The sequence below is a fragment of the Megasphaera intestinihominis genome (assembly GCF_040096415.1).
Taxonomy (GTDB): Bacteria; Bacillota; Negativicutes; order Veillonellales; family Megasphaeraceae; genus Megasphaera; species Megasphaera intestinihominis.
On record NZ_JBBMEU010000042.1, the window covers coordinates 1 to 18357 of the forward strand.

An 18357-nucleotide genomic window follows, 5' to 3' on the forward strand; every position below is an offset into this window, starting at 1 on the left:
CTGCTTTGTTTGAGCGCAGCGAGTTTCAGCACGCCAGCAAATGGCACTCTCGGCAAGAGGAGTGGAGCACGCGAACCAGCTAGGGGCCAGGTGGCCGATGCCAACCTCTTCAGAAGAATCCCTCAGACCGCCGTTGGCGGCCAGCTCCCCTTCACAGGGGAGCCTTTTGGCGCTCCTGCGCCTGATTTCCAGAGTCTATTGCGGCAAAGCCACTTCTGAGTCCGAGCAAACCGTCCACGAAGAACGACCATAAAGCTATGATGTTTTTGCATACATAAAAAGAGCCTGTGCACGATTACGTGCGACAGGCCCTTTTTACATTTCCTACCGCGGGGATGATTGGCCGATGATTTCTTTTCCTTCTACGAACTGGACCGTAGGATTCGGTTTTTTCTTTTCAATGAGGTCGACCATGAGGTGCAGACAGTGCTGACCGATTTCGCCCATGGGGATATCGACGCGGGACAGGGAGGGAATGGCGTAATCATTGAATTGAGCCATGTTGATCCCGATGGTGAAGACTTCCACGTCCTGTGGGATAGCGATACCCAGTTCATGGCAGGTATAGAGCATGCCGTGGGCCAGGACGTCGGATTCACAGAACATAGCCCGGGGCATCCGCTTTTCTTCATAGAGCTTCTTCGTAGCTTCCACAGCGCTCGATGAAGACGTATCGCAGAGGATGATGTTTTCTTCTGGTACGGCGTGGCCGGCCTTGGCGAAGGTGTCGAGGAAGCCCTGCATCCACGTGCGCATGATCGGGAACGACGTGTCATGGGTCAGGACGCCGGCGTCGAAGATGCCCTTGTCCAGGAAGTGCTGGGCGACGTTGCAGCCGATAGTATAGTTGTCCATGGTGACGCTGCTGTATTTATCCGATTCCCGGTTAAAGAGGACGACAGGGCAGGGGATATGGATGGAATTGAGGTAGTCCATATCTTTATTGGACATATTCGCGATGATGATGCCGTTGAAAAATTCATTCTGCATGGCTTCGAGCTGTTTTTGCAGCTGGTCGACCTTATAAGGGACGACGGTCAGATGAATGGCTTTGTCCTGTTTCATGATTTCTTCCTGGATGCCGAGGGTGATGCGGGCCAGGTAGTTGATACGGAAGTCCGTTGCCCAGTAGAAGGCAATGGCATAGCTGTCCTTTTTAGCCGACCGCAGTTTTTTGGCCGACTGGTTGGGGACGTAATTCAGGTCTTGTGCAATTTTGTATATACGCTGTTGTGTTTCCTGCGAGATTTTCCGTTCCCGGCCCTTGCCGTTCAGGACGATGGAAACGGTGGCGATGGAAACGCCAGCAGCTTTGGCAATGTCTTTAATTGTGGACACGATGGCCACCTCCACTCTTGCTTTTATTTTGACATAAATTAAACGTTTTTTCAAGGAAATCTGTGTTACAGGATGAACAAATATTCATTTTTATGTAAGTCGCGAATCGTTTGCAATCATGGTACAATAGAAGCGATTAAGACGAGAAAAGAGGATGTGTATGACAGTGAGCAAAGAACGTTACCGGCGCCAGGCCCTTCATCAAATCGACAATCTGGCCAAGCCGCCGGGAAGCCTGGGACTTTTGGAAAAGCAGGCCAAGCAGATTTTATTGGCCTGGGGGACCTTTCACCGGGAGCTGCGGCCGAAACACATCATCTTTGCCGCCGACAATGGTGTCGTCCGGGCCGGTGTCGTCGCGCAGTTGTCGGATATCACGTATATGCAGAGCTGCCATATGGTACAGGGGACGTCGGCCGTGACCTGTTTCTGCCGCAGCCAGGATATCCCTTATGAAGTCGTCGATGTCGGTATCGACAGTGATGATGCCGTCGGACTGGACCGCAAGATCGCCAGGGGGACAAAGAACTTTGCCGTCGAACCGGCTATGAGCCGGGAAGAGCTGGCGCAAGCCATGGCGACGGGCCGCGAACGGGTGCAGGCAGCGGCCAAAGATGGCATCAATCTCCTGTCATTCGGGGAAATGGGCATTGGCAACACGACGACGTCTGCCGCGGTCCTTACAGCATTGTCGCCGAAAAAGATGTCCTGGCTGACTGGCTTCGGTTCGGCCCGGGGCAATTATAAACTGCTCTTCCATAAGCGCCATGTCATCGCCGCAGCCGTCAAGGCCTATGAAAAAGAAATCCAGATGCCGGCTGATGCCCTGCGCTGCGTCGGCGGCTTTGATTTGGCAGCACTCTGCGGCGCCATGATGGCCTGTGCCGACGAAAAGATTCCCTTTTATATCGACGGCTTCATTACGGCGACAGCCCTGGCCTGTGCCATCGCCATGAAGCCTGCCGTCCGCGATTATGCCCTGCCGTCCCATATTTCCCGGGAGCCCGGCATGGCCCAGGCCCTGCGCCTGTGCGGCATCGATGAATACGACGTGCCCATCCAGGCCGGTCTCTCCCTGGGTGAAGGGACGGGGGCCGTCTTGGGCGTCGTCCTCATGAAGACCATGATGTATGCCGTCTGGCATATGGCTACCCTGGACGGCATCAACCAGGAAGCCCAGGACCGCCATGACAACCGCAAAGGAGATGAAACGCATGGATGAAGAAACGAGAAAAAAAGCCCAGGCCATCTTTGAGCGCCTGGGACTGACGGAAGAACAAGCAGTTGAACTCTTTTATAAACGGACCATTGCGGCCGGGAAAATGCCCTTTGCTGCAGCCGAAGGGGAAACCAAGAAAATCAAGAAAAAACGCATGAACGAACGCTTCGCCGAATGGGATGCTTTTTAGCGGACCGCAGAAGCTCAATTCGTGCAGCCATCTCCGCTTGTCTTTGCCGGGCTGACTGCGTCGAAAAGCCTCGACAGAGCCCCGCTATGCCTGCGTTTTTCTCCTTGCCAGCCCGGCAAATCCGGCGCGGATCTGACCGCGTCATTGAGCTCCTGCGGTCCGAAAGGCTCTCCTGCGAAGGGGAGCTGGCCGCCGAAGGCGGACTGAGGGGTTCTTAAATGTACGAGCCACGAACCATGAACCACTTTAAATTATTTTTACGAAAGAAGGGATTTTGATGATGTATCCGTTATTACATGCAACGCTGAATGTTGGGTCTCTGGTTTTGAAGAACCGTCTGGTCCTGCCGCCGATGGCGACGGAAAAGTCGGCGAAAGGCCAGGTGACGGATGGGCTGGTCGCTTATTATGGTGATATGGCCCGCAGCGGTCCAGGCCTGATCATTCAGGAACACAGTTTCGTTTCGCCTGAAGGCCGGGCCAGTGCCAACCAGGTGTCGCTGGCGGCCGATGCCGATATTCCCGGACTGCAGCGCCTGACGGCGGCTGTCCACGCTCAGGGCGTACCCATCCTGGCACAGATCAGCCATGCCGGCAGTGCTGCCCATCGGGCCATTACGGGGCAGGAAGTCATCAGTGCCAGTGCTGTTTCCAATCCGTCGCGGGCCGCTTCGGTCCAGGGCCAGCCGGAATTTCCCCGGGAAATGACGCAGGGCGATATCCAGCGCATCGTCCAGGCCTTTGTCGACGCCGCTGTCCGGGCACAGCAGGCCGGCTACGACGGCGTGGAAATCCACTCGGCCCATGGCTATCTGCTGGACCAGTTCTATTCACCGGTGACCAATAAGCGGACCGATGACTATACGGGCCAGACCTTGGCTGGCCGGACCCGGCTGCACGTTGAAATCATTCAGGCTATCCGCCGCCAGGTCGGGTCTGATTTTGTCCTTTCCCTGCGCCTGGGCGGCAGCGATTATATGGATGGCGGTGCCGTCGTCGGCGATGTCAGCGAAGCGGCTAAGATTTTTGAAACGGCCGGCATCGACATGCTCAGCCTTTCCGGCGGCATGAGCGTCTTCTTCCGCCCTGGCCATACGGAAGCGGGATATTTTGCCGAATTATCGGCAGCAGCCAAAAAAGGGACGACCCTTCCCGTCTTGCTGACCGGCGGCATTGCCGACGGCGCCGAAGCGGAAGCCTTCCTGGAAAAAGGGCAGGCCGACCTCATCGGCATCGGCCGGGCGGCACTCCGGGACCACCAGATTTACCAAAAAATCTTGTCCATGTAGAAAAAAAGCGCTGTCGCATGAAGACAGCGCTTTTTGAGTATTAAGTTTGCAGTTTGTAGTTTTTAGTGAATGGTTTTTAAATTTAAAGTCGTCTTCTATAAACTACAAACTTTAAAGAGAAAGGAGCCTCGTACGATGGCAGAAGCCTTCATGTGACAGCTATGAATTATGTTTTAATGAATACGGTCTGTTTTTTTCTGAGCAAAAAGCCATTCTAAGGCGGGCTGCATGGTGTAGGCATGCTGCCAGGTAGAGCGGTGGCTGCCGCCTTGGTACTGGGTCAGGTAGTGGCTGCAGTCCGGCGTGATGAGGGCAGCGGCCTGGGCGTCGACCTGGTCTTGCGGCTGGGTGGGGTCGAGGGTCTGGCTGGCTACTTTGACGCCGTCTTTTTCTAAGTTTTCCATGATTTTTGCCAGGCTCGGGCTGGCACCGGGGTCACCTTGGGAGGTAACGGCCCAGATATGCTGGTGACCTAAGGGCGAAGTGACGGTTTCGTCCCATTTGCAGGCGACGAGGTAAGAGCCGGCGAAGAAGTCCGGATATTTGACATCCATGGCGATGGATGTCATGCTGCCCATGGACTGCCCCGTGTTATAGATGCGGTCCGTATCGATGGAATATTGACGGCAGAGCTGTTGGACGAGATGGATGGTCCGGTCCAGTTCCGGCCCGTATTGATAGTTGTCATCGACGATGATCGTATCGTATTGAGGGGCCAGGACGAAGCAGGGGTGCTTGGCCTGCCATTCCGGCGAGGCGAAGGTAATCCCAAGCCTGCCATTTTTTCAATTTCATGAGAAAACCTCCCTTTTGGACTGTCGCACGAAGGCTTCTGCCCTCCTGCGGGGTTCTTTTTCTTTTATGGTTTATATTATAGTACAGCATTTGTAGTTTGCAGAGAAAACCTTTAAATTTAAAACCATCCCCTAGCCCCTAACAACTAAAAAGCGTAAACGGGCGCCCCACGTGGTCGCCCCTACAGAAAAAAGGCTTGTCGCATATGCGACAAGCCTTTTTTATTTACTTATCATATCGTCTGAGGCGAAGCCCGTGCGATTGGCGTAGTCGCCTTCCAGGATTTGGACGGGGACGAAGCCGTTCTTGTCTTTGTCACCGGTAATCTGGATGCGCGTCGGCTTGGCAAAGACCAGTATCTTGTCGGACCGGACGAGGGAGCGGATTGTTTCCATATCGCGGTCGTGGCTGGCTTTGAGGAAGGTGGGAATGGTCGTCTCGTCGGGGATGACGTAGGTCCCGCGCATCATGAGGTAGCGGCCGCTGTTCGAGGGCAGGCGATTCTTTTCCTGCTGCGCTTCTTTTTCCTCGTCGCTCAGTTCCGGGACGCCGCTGGCTGAATAGCGGGAGAAGTTGACATTGGTCTGTTCGGCTTCTCCATAGCGGTGGACGTAATAGATGGTGATGAACAGGCAGAAGATGACGAAGGGCAGGAAGAGCATCTTCGTGTAATACGTCAGTTTGGCGTATTTGGCTTCCTTTTCTTCCCGCGCTTCCCGTTCTTCCCGCGTCTCGACGACTTCTTCCGGCTGGCCCTGGAGGGCACCGGCCAGGATGGCCGACAAGGGGATACCGTAGCTGGAAATGGGATAGAGGTTTTCCAGCCAGTTCAAGCCGCAGATGCAGGCCATGGCCCGGCTCAGGGCATTGTCCATGTCGACGGGGATCTTCATGCGGTGCAGGATCGACGTCAGCGAATCATTGGCCAGGTTGGGCATGTACGTCGAGGCCAGGAATTTCAAGTCCCGGATGTAGACATCCTTCAGGGGCAGTTCCCGCCCGGATGCTTCATAGCTGGCCTTGATGGCCGGAAAGAGCCGTTCCGAGCGGTAGGCAGAGAGGACGGCGTCTTTGAGGAGAAAGGCAATGTCTTCATCCCAGACGACATCGAAAGGCTTGCTGTCGGCCAGCATGGCTTCCGTCAGGTTGTGTGCCTGGACCGGGCCTTCCCGGGGTTTGATGAAATAGGAAATGCCGTGGACATTGCCGTCGCTGATCCAGGCCAGCGCCAGGCGGCAGATACTGTTTAAGTTGTCGTTGGCCAGGTCCGCTGCGATGGCGATGGACGAATTGACCTTTCGCCGGTGCAGCGATTCCAGCGCCTTTTGTGTATTCGCATCCATGGCGGGTATCCTCCGTGAATCGAGTGGTTTTAACGGCCTCGCTGTTTATAGTAGGGGCGGAACGTGCGCCGCGGCCGCTTGGGCGTTTGTTTGAGCTTGAAGTAGTTGTGCTTGACTGTGCAGTTCTTTTCGTCTGTAAAGGTATTGACGTCGAAGAGTTTCAACGATTCGATGAAGGGAACGAATTTCTTGTAGCCAAAATTGCGGACGTCGAAGTCGGAGAACTGCTTGCTCAGGAGATTTCCCAGGGTACCCGAGAAAATCCAGCCGTTGTCGTCGGAATTTTCTTCGGTCAGCTTGATGAGCGCCTGACGGATGGTGGAGAAATCTTTCCCCGGTGTCTTGCCGTGGAGGGGCATCGTTTCCGGCGGTGTCAGCGGACGGGCTGCCGGCGTTTCGCTGGCATGATTATCGGCTTCCGGCTTTTCGGCCTTAGCCTGCGGACTGGTATGTTCGGCCTGGGCTTCTTCATGGTCCGTGCCTTCGTGGTCACCGGCTTCGTGTTCTTCGGCTTCTTCCCAAAGGACGTCGAGGTAGAGGAACTTGTTGCAGGCCGAGATGAAGGACCGGGGCGTCTTGCTTTCGCCCATACCGAGGACATATTTCTGCGATTCCCGCAGGCGCGAAGCCAGGCGGGTGAAATCACTGTCTGACGAGACGATGCAGAAGCCGTCGAGGTTGCTCTGGTACAATAAGTCCATCGTGTCGATGATGAGGGCCGAGTCGGACGAATTCTTGCGGATTGTATTGCTGTACTGCTGGACGGGCTGGATGGCGTTATCTAAAATGGTATTGCGCCACGACGCCATCTGGGGCGTCGTCCAGTTGCCGTAAATGCGTTTGTAGATGACATCGCCGAGATTATTCGCTTCAGATAAGATGACGTCGATGTATTTGCTGGAAATATTTTCGGCGTCGATGAGGACGGCGAGTTTCATTTCTTGATTCATAATTTGATTACCTCTGTTTACATTACTTTTTTATTATATCATCATCCATAATAACTGTGCTATAATAAAACCAAGGCTGGAACGAAGGCGTTTATCCTTCACCAGGCCTATTTTTTTTAAGAAGGTGATACGCGTGAAAATGGAACATATGGCGCCTTTCTGCGTCGTCGCAGCCGGTATCTGCTGGGGCATCATCGGCCTGTTTACCCGCCAGCTGTCGGCCTATGGCCTGTCGCCCTTACAGATTACCTTTGGCCGGGCCCTGGTCACGGCCATCGCCATGGCTGTCGTCGCCCTATTCCGCCAGCCCCGCAGTTTGGCCATTGCGCCGCGGGATATCTGGATGTTCCTGGGGACCGGCCTGGGGAGCATCGTCTTTTTCAATATCTGCTACTTCACAGCCATCGAATTGACGACCTTGTCCGTCGCGGCTATCCTGCTCTATACGGCGCCGAGTATCGTCATGGTCTTTTCTATCTTCCTTTTCCATGAACGCTTTACGCGGCGCAAGGGGTTCTGCCTGGTCCTGGCCTTTGTCGGCTGCGTCCTGGTCAGCGGCTTAGGCATGGGTCATGTCGAGGCTGCCGGTATCCTGACCGGTCTGGGCAGCGGCTTCGGCTACGCCCTCTATTCCATTTTTGGCCGCTATGCCCTGGCGAAATATGAACCCCTGACGGTCACGGCCTGGACCTTCATCATCGCGTCTTCAGGGCTCCTGCCTTTCTGCCATTTCGGCATGATCCTTTCCCTGGCCGCCGCCGTGCCCTATACGGGCCTCCTCTTCGCCCTTCTCGGCCTGATGTCGACGGCTCTGCCCTTTGGCCTCTATACGATGGGCCTGAAGCATATGGAAGCGGGCCGGGCATCTATCCTGGCTTCAGTGGAACCGTTGACGTCGACCGTCGTCGGCATTGCTATTTTCCATGAAGCCCTGACCCTGACCGGGGCGGCCGGCATGGCCTGTATCCTGGGGGCGGTCATCCTCCTGGCCAGGTCCGGATCCGCTAACGGATGAATTCAAAGCGGAATTTCCGGCCCGGCGTGATATAGTCGAGGAGAAATTCTTCGTTCGGCACGACTTTGGCGACGATGTTGGTCCGCTCTTCCGGCGGCAGTTCACATTTGACGATCTGGACTTCGCCCATATAACGCAGGAAATCGGCGTTGTCCAGGGTGATGTCGCCGCGGTGGAGACTGCGGAAGATGTCGCTGTCCGGTTCGATGATGCGGCCGTCCAGATGGGACCGGCTGCCATTGGCGCGGATGACATCCCGCGACGGGTCGGGCCGGGCCGTGAAGGTATAGGACAACAGGTCCTGGATGTGCGGTTCCCGGCTGAGGAGTTTGGCCTTGATGACGACGACGTCCGTTTCTTCCCGGCCGGCCCGGGCCAGGTCGCGCAGTTCTTTATCGGCTGGCTTGTCGTCGCCGATGAAGACGGACTGGACGCCCAGGGCGGCCAAGTGGCGGGCTGCCAGGCTGACGTCCTGATGGCGGTGGAATTCCAGCGTCGGCAGGCCTTCATACAGCGGTGCCCGTTGGCCGGCCTGGCTGGCGACGAAGGCGCCGACGGACAGGCCATAGGCGTGGAGCCTGTCCGTCTGGGTCTTGAAATAGTCGAGGGCCAGGCCCGTGTGGGGACGGGGATAGAAGTTGTGCAGGCTGTCGATGTGGTCCAGCTGGGCGCCATTCTTCTGGAGGTCTTCCAGGTCTTTCTGGGTCAGCGTCGACGCGTTGACCTGGACGCGGACGATGTGGCTGTACATGGCCAGCTTGGCTGCATCGAAACCGTCGTCAAAGCGGACAGTTGTAATGCCCAGCTTGGCGATAACTTCCGGATCGAAACGGTCCATGCCCAGGCAGGCTGCCGAGGCCGGCGATACGTCGGCGACGATGTCGAGCTGACATTGCCGGGCCGTGTCCAGGACGGCCTGCAGTTCCTTGCGGAAGGCTGCCGGGTCCGTTTCAGGGATGTGGAATGACGTAAAGAGCCGCGTCATCCCCAGGGCAGCGGCCCGTTCGATGCGGGCCGTTTTTTCTTGGATCGTCCCTCCCAGGCCGGGATAGACGGAAATACCCGTTTCCATTTATTCACCCTCCTTCGGGTCGTCGAAACCCAAGAGCCAGGTTGCAATGAAGCCGGCCACGTAGGCTGTGACGAGTCCTAATAAATACATGGGGATGTTGTCCGTACTGGCTGCCAGAGGCAGGCCGGAAATGCCGATCGTCGCGGCGCCGACCATGTAGGCGGCCTGGACGGCGCCGCCAAAGGCTCCGCCGATGCAGGCCCCGATAAAGGGCTTGCCCAGGGGCAGGGTGACGCCGTAGATGAGCGGTTCGCCGACGCCCATGAGGCCGACGGGCAGGGCCGAGGCGATGGTCTTGCGCAGGGCCTTGTTCTTCGTCTTGGCATAGACGGCGATAGCCGCGCCGACCTGGCCGCCGCCGGCCATGGCCAGGATGGGCAGGAGAATGGTCACGCCGTAGCGCGACAGGAGTTCCGCGTGGATCGGCGTCAGGCCCTGATGGATGCCGACCATGACCATGGGCAGGAAGGTCCCGCCCAGGATGAAGCCCGTCACGGCGCCGCCGGTCCCGATGGATTCCGTCGCCGCATAGCCGATGGCTTCTGACAAATAGCCGCCCAGGGGCTGGCAGAGGAAGAGGGCCACGAAGGTCGAAATGACGACGACCAGGAAGGGCGTGACGAAGAGGTCGAACATATCCGGGACGAGGCGGTGGAGCTTCTTTTCCAGCCACGATGAAAAGAAGACGACCAGGAGGACGGCGATGATGCCGCCCCGGCCAGGGACCAGGGATTCGCCGAAGAGATTGATCTGAGCCAGGTTCGGATGGCTGAGGATGGCTGCCATGACGCCGCCCAGCATGGGCGAGCCGCCGAATTCCTTAGCCGCATTGATGCCGACGAAGATGTTCAGGCCATAAAAGGCGGCGTTGCCGGCGATGGCCAGGACCTGCATCAGCGGCTGGGCCGCCAGGGACGGGTCCATCTTGAAGGCCACGTTGAGCAGGCCCGTGATCAGGCCGCAGGCGATGAAGGCCGGGATGATGGGCACGAAGATATGGGCGATTTTCTTCAGGGCCAGTTTGGCCGGCGTCGCGTTCTTGCGGCGTATTTCTTCGTGAAGGGCCTGGCCGTCGAAGGGCCCCTGCTTATCGTCGCCGGCATCTGGCGCAGCGGCCGCCGGCTGTTCTTTACGGCCTGCTTCGACTAAGGGGGCAAAGGCCTGGTATAGTTTGGTCGCCTTGCCCGGGCCGACGATGATCTGCCATTCGTCACCGGATTTGTTGATGCCCATGACGCCGGGCAGTTTGGCCAGGTCGTCTTTGCTAAAGTGTTCATCCTTTACGGTCAGGCGCAGGCGGGTCATGCAGTTGTAAGCCTTTTCGATATTGCCTGCCGGACCGGTGATATCGTAGATGGCCCGTGCCAGTTTATCGTAATCCATGGGCAGCCTCCTTGAGGACGGCGGCGACATAGCCCTGGGCCGCTGTCAGGCGGTCTTCGGCTTCGCTGGCCGGGATGTGCAGGAGGACCATGACGATGGCCGTCTTGGCCCGGCCCTGACTTTCCCTGAGGGCTTCGATGGCCTTCTGGCGGCTGCAGCCCGTCGCCGTCATGACGATGCGTCGCGCCCGTTCTTCCAATTTCTGATTGGACGACTTGACGTCGACCATGAGGTTGCCATAGACTTTGCCCAGGCGGATCATGGCGCCTGTAGACAACATGTTGGCGATCATCTTCTGGGCCGTGCCGGCTTTCATGCGCGTCGAGCCCGTGACGACTTCCGGGCCGACGACGGCGCAGAGGTCGATGTTGGCACAACGGCCGATGGCCGAATGAGGCGAACAGTCGATGGCGATGGTAGCGGCTCCGACCGAGGCCGCATAGGTCAGGCCGCCGACGACATAAGGCGTCCGGCCCGAGGCGCTGAGGCCGACGACGACGTCGTCAGCCGTCAGGTTTTTGTCTATCAAATCCTGCCGGCCCAGTTCCGGCGAGTCTTCAGCCCCTTCTTTGGCCCGGAAGATGGCTTCATAACCGCCGGCGATGAGGCCCTGGATGCGTTCCGGGTCGGTGCTGTACGTCGGCGGACATTCGACGGCGTCGAGGATGCCCAGGCGGCCGGACGTGCCCGAGCCCATGTAGAACAGACGGCCGCCGCGGCGCAGTTTATCGGCAATGGTGTCGACGGCTTGGGCGATGGCCGGGATGATGGCGCCGACGGCATCGGCGACTTTATGGTCTTCTTCATTTATGATGCGCAGCATATCTTCGGTCGATACGCTGTCGATATGCTGGCTATGGCTGTTCTGCTGTTCCGTAGCCAGGGTTTCTAAATTGATCATGCTTGATTCCTTTCTTTCATGCAGTCGTGGCTATTGCCGCTTGGGAACAATATACACATCTCTAATTATAGAGAGTGTTTGAAAGACTTGCAATAGGCCTTTTTTTCATGAGCCAGCACCTTTATTTTTTTGCCGTTTCATGGTATGATTAATCTGCACGCAGCAGACCTGTGTGCCCTGTGCGCCCATAGCTCAGCTGGATAGAGCAGCAGTTTCCTAAACTGCGTGTCGGATGTTCGAGTCATCTTGGGCGCACCATTTTTTTATCTTGAATACAATCTAATCATTTTACAATCCGGAAAGGTGGGTTCTCTCATGTCCGATACCAAGAACCGGCTGGCTTCTTTCCATGAAGAAGTCATGCATGATGCTGATTATACGCTGGCTGAAGCCGTTGCCGAAGCCAAACGCTGCCTGAATTGCAAAGTACCGCAGTGCCGCAAAGGCTGCCCCATTGAAAATGAAATCCCCCAGTTCATACATGCCATGACCTTGGGCGATTTCGGCGCCGCTGCTGAACATATCTATCACCGCAGTGATTTGCCGGCTATCTGCGGCCGCATCTGTCCGAGAGAAAAGCAGTGCGAAGGCCACTGCATCCTCGGCAAAAAAGGCAAACACGTCGAAATCGGCAAACTCGAACGCTTCGTAGCGGACATGGCCCTGGATGGCGGCTTCCTGCCGCAGCCGGTCAGCCGTAAAACAGAAGGCCGCGTGGCCATCATCGGCTGCGGCCCGGCCGGCATGGCAGCTGCGAGAGAACTGGCTGGCCGCGATTATGATGTAACCATCTTTGAAGCCGCTTCCCAGCCCGGCGGTACCATGACCTATGGTATCCCGACTTTCCGGCTCCATAAGGAATTACTGCAGCGCGAAGCCCAGGCCCTGACAGCTATGGGCGTCACCATCGAATATAACGTCAAAATCGGCGTCGACAAATCCCTGGACGAACTGCAGCGTGATTTCGATGCCGTCTTCATCGCCATCGGTACGATGAATGCCTGGAATCTCGGCGTCGACAACGACACGATCGACGGCGTCGTCGATGCGGAACAGTTCCTGCGCGACGTCCAGCGCGTCCAGACCGGTGAAGTCGAACTAGCAGACCTGCCCGTACAGAAAGGCGACCAGGTCATCGTCGTCGGCGCCGGCAACGTCGCCATCGATGCGGCCCGCACGTCGCTGCGCCTCGGTGCGGACGTCAAAATCGTCTACCGCCGGGCTGAAAAGAACATGAAGTGCCTGCCGTCGGAATACGAAGAAGCCAAGGCCGATGGCGTCCAGTTCCAGTTCTATTCGGCACCGAAAGCCGTCGTCGGGACGGACCATGTAGAAGGCCTGAAATACGAAAAACAGCAGATCCTCGAAGATGCCACCATGGTACCGACGGGAGAATTCGGCGTCGTCCCGGCCAATAAAATCATCGCCGCCATCGGCAACAAGCCGGAATTGTCCGTCGTCAAAGCTCTCGGCGTCGATGCCAATGACGATGGCTACATCGCCGTCAAGGATATGCCTTACGGCCTGACCAGCAAAGAAGGCGTCTTTGCTGCCGGCGATATCGTCCACAAGCCGCAGACCGTCGTCCTGGCCATGCGCGAAGGGCGTAAGACTGCCGAAGGTATCGACCAGTACTTGAAGGCCAAAAAAGTCATGGCCGCTGTGAAAGCATGAGGAGGCCGCTATGAGTGAATTGACACGGCAGATACTGAAAGCCAATAAGTCTTTTGTCAAACAGTCCCTGTCCCAGGGCGGCTTCGATGAAGTCAGCAAGTATCCGAGCCGCAACCTGGCCGTCCTGACCTGTATGGACACGCGCCTCTTGAATTTCCTCGAACCGGCCATGGGCATCGCCCGGGGCGAAGCCAAACTCATCAAAGTCGCCGGCAATACGGCTTTTGAAGACTTTGACAGCGTCATCGGCAGCCTCATGGTTGCCGTCTACGAACTGCACGTCCACGACATCATCGTCATGGGCCATGACGACTGCGGCATGCTCAAGACGACGGCAGACAGCCTGTGCCGCCATATGGCCGAAGAAGGCATCGATGAAAAGGCCATCGCCGCCGTCCGCCCCAAATTGGAACAGTGGGCCGACCCCATTACCGATATCGACGCGTCTGTCTGCGATACGGTCCGCCGCCTGCGGGCCAATCCCTACTTGCCTTCATCCCTTACGATTTATGGTATGGTCATCCATCCGCACACCGGTGAAATCCGCGTCGTCGACGATGGAGAAGGCCAGGAACAGGAGGTATTATGAGTCTGGTCACACAACGAATGAAAGACCACGCCGCCGTCCTCGAGGCGACGATGGAGTTGATCCCGGATATTGAAAAAGCCGGGGCTCTGTTCAAAGAGGCCCTGGCTTCTGGTCACAAGATACTTTTTTGCGGCAACGGCGGCAGTGCTGCCGATTCCCAGCATTTAGCCGCGGAAATCGTCGGCCGCTTCCAAAAGGAACGGCGCCCGTTCCCGGCCATCGCCCTGACCGTCGACACGTCGATCCTGACGGCCATCGGCAATGATTATGGCTTCGATACGGTCTTTGCCCGCCAGGTCCGGGCCTTAGGCGAAAAAGGCGACGTCCTGGTCGGCATTTCTACGTCCGGCAACAGCCAGAACGTCCTGGAAGCCATCGATGCAGCCCGTGAAAAAGGCCTCACTGTCATCGGCCTGACCGCTTATGGCGGCGGCAAGATGAAGGAGGCCTGCGATATCTGCCTGGCCGTACCGGCCAAAGTGACGGCACGGGCCCAGGAAATGCATATCATGATTGGCCACATCCTCTGCGAAATCGCTGAGGAAGACATGTAATCAGCCGACGATTTGCTGGAACTGTTTGTTGTTCCGTATCTTATCGAAATGGCTCTGCGTCCGGGCTGCCTGGCGGACGTCTTCGCCGCCCAGGTCGATGGCCTGCTTCAGATAGGGCAGGGCCTGGTCGGCTTTGCCCAGGTCGCCGTAGATGGTGGCGATGCCGTAGTAACTCCAGGTATTGCCCGGGTCGGCGGCGATGACGTTCTTGAAATACGTCAGGGCCTTGTCGTATTGGCCGTCAATCTTATAGGCTAAGGCCAGGTTGTAGAAAGAAGCGACGTCTTTCGGGGCTATTTTCAGCGCTTTTTCGATGAGCTCGATGCCCTGGGAGACGTCGTTTTTGCTGCCTGTGCTGTTGCCGCGCATGGCCAGGGTGACGCCCTTATTGCTCAAGGCCTGATAGTTGTTGGCGTCGAGGGAAAGGGCCTTGTCGAAATCGTTCAGGGCTCCGGCATAATCGCCGGCCTGGTATTTTTTCAGGCCTTCGTCGCTGTAAGCCTGCGAATCGGCCTGGATGGCCGGTGCCGATGGAGCCTGTACGTCCTGTGCCGTCTGAGCCGGCTGGGGCTGGGATAGCTGTGTACTGCATCCGCCGCTCCCGGCAGCCAGGGCCAGCAGGAGCAGGATGGCCAAGTGTTTGTTCTTCATGTTCATTCTCCTGTTCGTCAATATGGAAATCCTATGAAACATATCATCAAAAAAGGGGACATCGTCCTCATCATTACGCTGCTCGTCTTATCTTTCATCCCGGAAGGCATCTTTTACCTGACCGGTAACGATGCGTCTGTGAGCCGGACGTATGCGGTCATCCAGGTCGACGGCAAGGTCTATAAAGAAGTTCCCTTGTCGGGCCACCATGGGACCGATGTCATCCCTATCCAGACCGAGGAGGGCTATAACCTCGTGGTCATCCAGGACGAGAGCGTCGGCATTACCGAAGCCGATTGTCCCGATAAAATCTGTATCAGTGAAGGCTTTGTCAGCAAGCCCGGTGCGACCGTCGTCTGCCTGCCGCACAAGGTGCTGGTCGAAGTGAAGTCCGCCGGCGATGACGAACCCGATGTCATTCCGGCCCATTAGAGGTACTTATGAAAAAGACATTTCACATTATTATCCTGGGCCTGTTCATCGCCCAGTCCCTGGTCTTATACGTCGTCGAAGGGATGCTGCCCGTGCCCTTCATCGCGCCAGGGGCGAAACTGGGGCTGGCCAATCTGATTACGGTCATCGCCCTCTATGCCCTGCCGCGTAAGCGCGACGTCTGTCTCATCCTGCTCGTGCGCATCATCCTGGCCACGGCCTTTGGCGGCGGCATCAACGCTTTCTTGTACAGCGTTGCCGGGGCGGCTTTCAGCCTGGGCGCCATGATGGTCCTGCAGAAGACGGGGAAATTCTCTATCATCGGTGTCAGCACGGCTGGCGGTATTTTCCACAACCTGGGCCAGGTCATCGTGGCCTCTTTGGTCGTAGAGAATATCAAGATCATGCTCTACCTGCCGATCCTGGCCGTCGCCGGCACGGGAACGGGCATCCTCATCGGCATTACGGCTATTTTCACCTTGCGCCACTTGAAGCGGCTGCCCATTTACCGGCGCATGCAAGAGGAAAATCAGGCGATTAATTGATTCGGATGGAGTTGAGTACTTCGTCAGCGAGCTTTACCTTATCTTCTTTGCTGCCGTCGCAGGCTACGACGACGATCCACGTCGCCGGGCCGTCGGCAAAGCCGATGAGGCGGGCCTTCATGGATTTATCCTGATACGTGAAGGTAAAGGTCTGGACGACGGCGTGCTGGCCGCTGACCGTCGTCGTGTCCTGGCTGACCGAGACGTTCTGGGCGTCGATTTTCGATAATACGGCGCCGGCTGCGGCTTCGGCCGTCTGGTTGAGGCGCTGGCTGATGGCCTGGCCCTGGCTGATGTGCAGGTCGTCGTACATCTGCTGCGTGTCGATGCTGTTGGTATAGATGGCGATGTACAGGCCGCCGTCCATTTCACCGTACAGGCGGCTGCCCTCGAAGTACCGCTGGGTCAGCGGGTCTACGGGGACGGGGAAGTCGAGCTTCTGGAGATTTCCCGGCAGTTTCAGGGAAATGGCCGAGCCCATGCCGTCGACGCGGCGTTCTTTGAGGGTAATCGTATAGCAGGCCGTCAGGCTCAGGGTAAGGATGAGCAGGCATAAAGCCAGACAGAGGGAACGGATTCGGGTATGAGTCATGAGTGCACCTCGCGAAAGTTATTTGAAAGGCAGGTATCCCCAGGATACGAGCAGGTAAAAAGCGGGATATAGAATAAGTATATATAAGAGCTGTGTCGTAATGAAAGGCGCCATGGCCAGATTGACGTTCAAGTCGTAAAGGCGCTCCGTAATCAAGGCGTTGATGGCACAGGGCGTAGCCATGACGATGACAATCGTCCCCAGGAGCACCGGGTCCGACGTGAAGCACAAGGCCAGGAAATACGATGCCAGCGGCGTCAGGACCATCTTGATGGGAATGAGGTCCAGCGTCTGGCGGGCATAGTCCTTGAAGTGGGAAAAGTCGATGAGGTAGCCGACGGGGATGAGGGCTACCCAGGCGCTGACGTGGATCAGGGCCTGGAAAATCGTCGTCCCCGCAGCGGGCCTGGGGATGCCGGCGGCGTGTAAGGCCGTGCCGATGACCAGGGCTACGACGGACAACTGGTTCCAGTTGATGAAGATCGATTTCCAGTTATCCTTGAAAAAGACGAAGAAATTGCGGTCCTTGCCGCCGTGCTGGTAGTAGTAGCCCATGGGGAAGAGGACGAAGAACATGAGCAGGTTCTGGAAGACGCCGATGATCTGGACGTAGGCATAGGACATTTCCCCGTAGAGAATGTAGCTGCACAGGCCGCCGAGCATCCCCGTGTTGGCCGGGATGGCGGCGATGAGGTAACTGCCTCGGTCGACGAAGGACGAGAATTTGCGCTGCCGTCCCAGCAAGAGGACGACGGCCAGCGGCAGGAGGCCGTTGAAAAAAGCGAAGAAAGGCAGGCTGAGCAAGTCCGTCCGCATGGGCAGGACCCAGAAGCTGAGCAGGGTCAGGGACGTCATGATGACGATGATGTTGAAGCGGATGAGCCAGTTCGACTGGTCCGGCGTCAGCCAGCTCCGCCTTTTGGCGACATATCCGGCAATCATGGGCAGGATGATGTCTGTGAAAATATAAACCATCCGGAGTGTCGTATCTTCCATGGCCGGATTCCCTCCCTTTACTTGCGGGCAGCGCGGAAGGCGTCGGCCAGGGAGAACGTCAGCGGTTCTGCCGGCTTGGTGGCGTCGATGATAGGCTGCATGATATCGCGGAATTCTTCTTTTTTCTTCGATAAGACGTAGAGTTTGGACGTGTTGCGGGCATCCCAGAGGGCGTCGTGCATCTGGCCGTCGAAGGTTTCTCCCAGGGTGCTGACAGCCTTGTCCAGGGAAATGACATTATCCAGGCCCAGGAGGTTGCAGTAAATCTGCTGGAAGTTCTGCCAGTGGTCGAGCATCCAGCGGACGCGGTCGTCGTGCTCGTCGATTTCTTTGAGGCGGAGTTCGCAGTCCAGCTGGCGCCAGTCATTTTCACTCCAGGCGAACATTTCGTAGGCATTGGGGCAGCCTTCGTTGCACCAGGTCAGGAAATGGTCGAAGGCCTGGCGGAAATGGGGTTTCCCGGCCAGCATTTCCATGGTGATACCTGTCAATTCCTGACAGGTCTGATTCATGGCTGTCGTATATTCGGGCAGCACATATTCCTTATACGACGAGATTTCATTCCCGTCTTCGTCTATTTTGACAGCACCGATTTCGATGATTTCCCCTTTGCAGATGCGGCGCGCTTCCTTCTGGTCCCGGCCGATAGGGTTCATCTCGAAATCGACAAATACGGCTTTCATAAGAGTAGCTCCTTTCTGAATCTGATGACAACCATTATTATACCATAAGTAAAGGGCTTGTCGCACGTGCGACAAGCCCTTTTAAGAGGATTCAGGCGGGCCGCCCTTTGGGCGGCCCCTACGAACCACTAGCCACTAAAACGCCGG

20 protein-coding genes and 1 tRNA gene are annotated in these 18357 nt (G+C 56.9%); 10 read left to right on the forward strand and 11 right to left on the reverse strand.

Going from position 1 to position 18357, the window contains the following annotated elements:
* Positions 1 to 324: 324 nt before the first annotated feature.
* Positions 325 to 1338: a LacI family DNA-binding transcriptional regulator gene (locus WMO23_RS07670; protein WP_292106076.1), complete on the reverse strand. Its 1014-nt coding sequence runs from the start codon at positions 1336 to 1338 to the stop codon at positions 325 to 327.
* A gap of 160 nt (positions 1339 to 1498) precedes the next feature.
* On the opposite strand from WMO23_RS07670, the gene WMO23_RS07675 reads away from it, so the two are divergent.
* The 3 genes from WMO23_RS07675 to WMO23_RS07685 all read left to right on the forward strand — a co-directional run bounded on the left by WMO23_RS07675 (position 1499) and on the right by WMO23_RS07685 (position 4035).
* The gene (locus WMO23_RS07675; RefSeq protein WP_292106078.1) at positions 1499 to 2560 is read left to right on the forward strand and encodes a nicotinate-nucleotide--dimethylbenzimidazole phosphoribosyltransferase; all 1062 of its coding nucleotides are present in this window, start codon (positions 1499 to 1501) and stop codon (positions 2558 to 2560) included.
* A complete protein-coding gene (locus tag WMO23_RS07680) occupies positions 2553 to 2747 on the forward strand; it encodes a type II toxin-antitoxin system RelB/DinJ family antitoxin (protein ID WP_020311799.1) in 195 nt (64 codons plus the stop codon). The genes WMO23_RS07675 and WMO23_RS07680 overlap by 8 nt, the downstream gene beginning before the upstream one ends.
* A 277-nt stretch (positions 2748 to 3024) precedes the next feature.
* Complete coding sequence (locus WMO23_RS07685) at positions 3025 to 4035, forward strand: NADH:flavin oxidoreductase (RefSeq protein ID WP_239639738.1); 1011 nt, start codon at positions 3025 to 3027, stop codon at positions 4033 to 4035.
* 173 nt (positions 4036 to 4208) lie between these two features.
* Here WMO23_RS07685 and WMO23_RS07690 read toward each other — a convergent pair whose 3' ends face one another.
* The 3 genes from WMO23_RS07690 to WMO23_RS07700 form a co-directional block, all read right to left on the reverse strand.
* The gene (locus WMO23_RS07690) at positions 4209 to 4613 is read right to left on the reverse strand and encodes a hypothetical protein (protein ID WP_349173697.1); all 405 of its coding nucleotides are present in this window, start codon (positions 4611 to 4613) and stop codon (positions 4209 to 4211) included.
* Between the two features lie 438 nt (positions 4614 to 5051).
* Entirely contained in the window at positions 5052 to 6173 is a 1122-nt protein-coding gene (locus tag WMO23_RS07695; protein ID WP_020311802.1) for a 3'-5' exonuclease family protein, read from the reverse strand.
* Positions 6174 to 6202: 29 nt separating this feature from the next.
* The gene (locus WMO23_RS07700; protein ID WP_292106990.1) at positions 6203 to 7123 is read right to left on the reverse strand and encodes an NYN domain-containing protein; all 921 of its coding nucleotides are present in this window, start codon (positions 7121 to 7123) and stop codon (positions 6203 to 6205) included.
* A gap of 139 nt (positions 7124 to 7262) precedes the next feature.
* On the opposite strand from WMO23_RS07700, the gene WMO23_RS07705 reads away from it, so the two are divergent.
* Positions 7263 to 8138 carry an EamA family transporter gene (locus WMO23_RS07705; RefSeq protein ID WP_349173702.1) on the forward strand — a complete coding sequence of 292 codons (876 nt, stop codon included), beginning with the start codon at positions 7263 to 7265 and terminating at the stop codon, positions 8136 to 8138.
* Here the strand turns inward: WMO23_RS07705 and WMO23_RS07710 are convergent.
* Genes WMO23_RS07710 through murQ form a run of 3 tightly spaced genes read right to left on the reverse strand, consistent with a single transcriptional unit; the run spans position 8128 to position 11494 of the window.
* On the reverse strand, positions 8128 to 9210 hold the full coding sequence (locus tag WMO23_RS07710; RefSeq protein WP_303267878.1) for a DUF871 domain-containing protein: 1083 nt from the start codon (positions 9208 to 9210) through the stop codon (positions 8128 to 8130). The genes WMO23_RS07705 and WMO23_RS07710 overlap by 11 nt on opposite strands.
* The gene (locus tag WMO23_RS07715; RefSeq protein WP_020311687.1) at positions 9211 to 10593 is read right to left on the reverse strand and encodes a PTS transporter subunit EIIC; all 1383 of its coding nucleotides are present in this window, start codon (positions 10591 to 10593) and stop codon (positions 9211 to 9213) included.
* Positions 10580 to 11494, reverse strand: coding sequence for an N-acetylmuramic acid 6-phosphate etherase (murQ, locus tag WMO23_RS07720; RefSeq protein WP_020311686.1), 915 nt, complete (start codon positions 11492 to 11494; stop codon positions 10580 to 10582). Before murQ ends, WMO23_RS07715 begins: the two co-directional genes overlap by 14 nt.
* 181 nt (positions 11495 to 11675) lie before the next feature.
* On the opposite strand from murQ, the gene WMO23_RS07725 reads away from it, so the two are divergent.
* From WMO23_RS07725 to gmhA, 4 genes are all read left to right on the forward strand, one after another.
* Positions 11676 to 11752, forward strand: a tRNA-Arg gene (locus tag WMO23_RS07725).
* A gap of 57 nt (positions 11753 to 11809) precedes the next feature.
* Positions 11810 to 13168 carry an NAD(P)-dependent oxidoreductase gene (locus WMO23_RS07730; RefSeq protein ID WP_020311685.1) on the forward strand — a complete coding sequence of 453 codons (1359 nt, stop codon included), beginning with the start codon at positions 11810 to 11812 and terminating at the stop codon, positions 13166 to 13168.
* A gap of 10 nt (positions 13169 to 13178) precedes the next feature.
* Positions 13179 to 13757, forward strand: coding sequence for a beta-class carbonic anhydrase (locus WMO23_RS07735; protein WP_020311684.1), 579 nt, complete (start codon positions 13179 to 13181; stop codon positions 13755 to 13757).
* Complete coding sequence (gene gmhA, locus WMO23_RS07740) at positions 13754 to 14311, forward strand: D-sedoheptulose 7-phosphate isomerase (RefSeq protein WP_020311683.1); 558 nt, start codon at positions 13754 to 13756, stop codon at positions 14309 to 14311. The genes WMO23_RS07735 and gmhA overlap by 4 nt, the downstream gene beginning before the upstream one ends.
* Here the strand turns inward: gmhA and WMO23_RS07745 are convergent, their stop codons facing one another.
* The gene (locus tag WMO23_RS07745; RefSeq protein WP_020311682.1) at positions 14312 to 14962 is read right to left on the reverse strand and encodes a tetratricopeptide repeat protein; all 651 of its coding nucleotides are present in this window, start codon (positions 14960 to 14962) and stop codon (positions 14312 to 14314) included.
* A 33-nt stretch (positions 14963 to 14995) separates the two neighbouring features.
* Here WMO23_RS07745 and WMO23_RS07750 point away from each other — a divergent pair, with 33 nt between their 5' ends.
* Both WMO23_RS07750 and WMO23_RS07755 read left to right on the forward strand, forming a co-directional pair.
* Complete coding sequence (locus WMO23_RS07750; protein WP_020311681.1) at positions 14996 to 15394, forward strand: NusG domain II-containing protein; 399 nt, start codon at positions 14996 to 14998, stop codon at positions 15392 to 15394.
* 8 nt (positions 15395 to 15402) lie between these two features.
* Positions 15403 to 15939: a Gx transporter family protein gene (locus WMO23_RS07755; protein WP_020311680.1), complete on the forward strand. Its 537-nt coding sequence runs from the start codon at positions 15403 to 15405 to the stop codon at positions 15937 to 15939.
* Here the strand turns inward: WMO23_RS07755 and WMO23_RS07760 are convergent.
* From WMO23_RS07760 to WMO23_RS07770, 3 genes are read right to left on the reverse strand one after another with little or no spacing between them, the layout of a single operon-like run.
* On the reverse strand, positions 15932 to 16531 hold the full coding sequence (locus WMO23_RS07760; protein ID WP_020311679.1) for a hypothetical protein: 600 nt from the start codon (positions 16529 to 16531) through the stop codon (positions 15932 to 15934). The genes WMO23_RS07755 and WMO23_RS07760 overlap by 8 nt on opposite strands.
* An 18-nt stretch (positions 16532 to 16549) precedes the next feature.
* Positions 16550 to 17527 carry an AEC family transporter gene (locus WMO23_RS07765; RefSeq protein WP_292106967.1) on the reverse strand — a complete coding sequence of 326 codons (978 nt, stop codon included), beginning with the start codon at positions 17525 to 17527 and terminating at the stop codon, positions 16550 to 16552.
* 17 nt (positions 17528 to 17544) lie between these two features.
* The gene (locus tag WMO23_RS07770) at positions 17545 to 18210 is read right to left on the reverse strand and encodes a 3'-5' exonuclease (RefSeq protein ID WP_020311678.1); all 666 of its coding nucleotides are present in this window, start codon (positions 18208 to 18210) and stop codon (positions 17545 to 17547) included.
* Positions 18211 to 18357 lie beyond the last annotated feature (147 nt).

What these genes read in the sequence shown, in the direction of transcription:
- WMO23_RS07700 (WP_292106990.1), bottom strand. Translation starts at nt 7,123, where the DNA reads ATGAATCAAGAAATGAAACTCGCCGTCCTCATCGACGCCGAAAATATT.
- WMO23_RS07680 (WP_020311799.1), top strand. Translation starts at nt 2,553, where the DNA reads ATGGATGAAGAAACGAGAAAAAAAGCCCAGGCCATCTTTGAGCGCCTG.
- WMO23_RS07685 (WP_239639738.1), top strand. Translation starts at nt 3,025, where the DNA reads ATGATGTATCCGTTATTACATGCAACGCTGAATGTTGGGTCTCTGGTT.
- WMO23_RS07710 (WP_303267878.1), bottom strand. Translation starts at nt 9,210, where the DNA reads ATGGAAACGGGTATTTCCGTCTATCCCGGCCTGGGAGGGACGATCCAA.
- WMO23_RS07695 (WP_020311802.1), bottom strand. Translation starts at nt 6,173, where the DNA reads ATGGATGCGAATACACAAAAGGCGCTGGAATCGCTGCACCGGCGAAAG.
- WMO23_RS07760 (WP_020311679.1), bottom strand. Translation starts at nt 16,531, where the DNA reads ATGACTCATACCCGAATCCGTTCCCTCTGTCTGGCTTTATGCCTGCTC.
- gmhA (WP_020311683.1), top strand. Translation starts at nt 13,754, where the DNA reads ATGAGTCTGGTCACACAACGAATGAAAGACCACGCCGCCGTCCTCGAG.
- WMO23_RS07730 (WP_020311685.1), top strand. Translation starts at nt 11,810, where the DNA reads ATGTCCGATACCAAGAACCGGCTGGCTTCTTTCCATGAAGAAGTCATG.
- WMO23_RS07675 (WP_292106078.1), top strand. Translation starts at nt 1,499, where the DNA reads ATGACAGTGAGCAAAGAACGTTACCGGCGCCAGGCCCTTCATCAAATC.
- WMO23_RS07735 (WP_020311684.1), top strand. Translation starts at nt 13,179, where the DNA reads ATGAGTGAATTGACACGGCAGATACTGAAAGCCAATAAGTCTTTTGTC.
- WMO23_RS07755 (WP_020311680.1), top strand. Translation starts at nt 15,403, where the DNA reads ATGAAAAAGACATTTCACATTATTATCCTGGGCCTGTTCATCGCCCAG.
- WMO23_RS07765 (WP_292106967.1), bottom strand. Translation starts at nt 17,527, where the DNA reads ATGGAAGATACGACACTCCGGATGGTTTATATTTTCACAGACATCATC.
- murQ (WP_020311686.1), bottom strand. Translation starts at nt 11,494, where the DNA reads ATGATCAATTTAGAAACCCTGGCTACGGAACAGCAGAACAGCCATAGC.
- WMO23_RS07715 (WP_020311687.1), bottom strand. Translation starts at nt 10,593, where the DNA reads ATGGATTACGATAAACTGGCACGGGCCATCTACGATATCACCGGTCCG.
- WMO23_RS07750 (WP_020311681.1), top strand. Translation starts at nt 14,996, where the DNA reads ATGAAACATATCATCAAAAAAGGGGACATCGTCCTCATCATTACGCTG.
- WMO23_RS07745 (WP_020311682.1), bottom strand. Translation starts at nt 14,962, where the DNA reads ATGAAGAACAAACACTTGGCCATCCTGCTCCTGCTGGCCCTGGCTGCC.
- WMO23_RS07690 (WP_349173697.1), bottom strand. Translation starts at nt 4,613, where the DNA reads ATGGGCAGCATGACATCCATCGCCATGGATGTCAAATATCCGGACTTC.
- WMO23_RS07770 (WP_020311678.1), bottom strand. Translation starts at nt 18,210, where the DNA reads ATGAAAGCCGTATTTGTCGATTTCGAGATGAACCCTATCGGCCGGGAC.
- WMO23_RS07705 (WP_349173702.1), top strand. Translation starts at nt 7,263, where the DNA reads ATGGAACATATGGCGCCTTTCTGCGTCGTCGCAGCCGGTATCTGCTGG.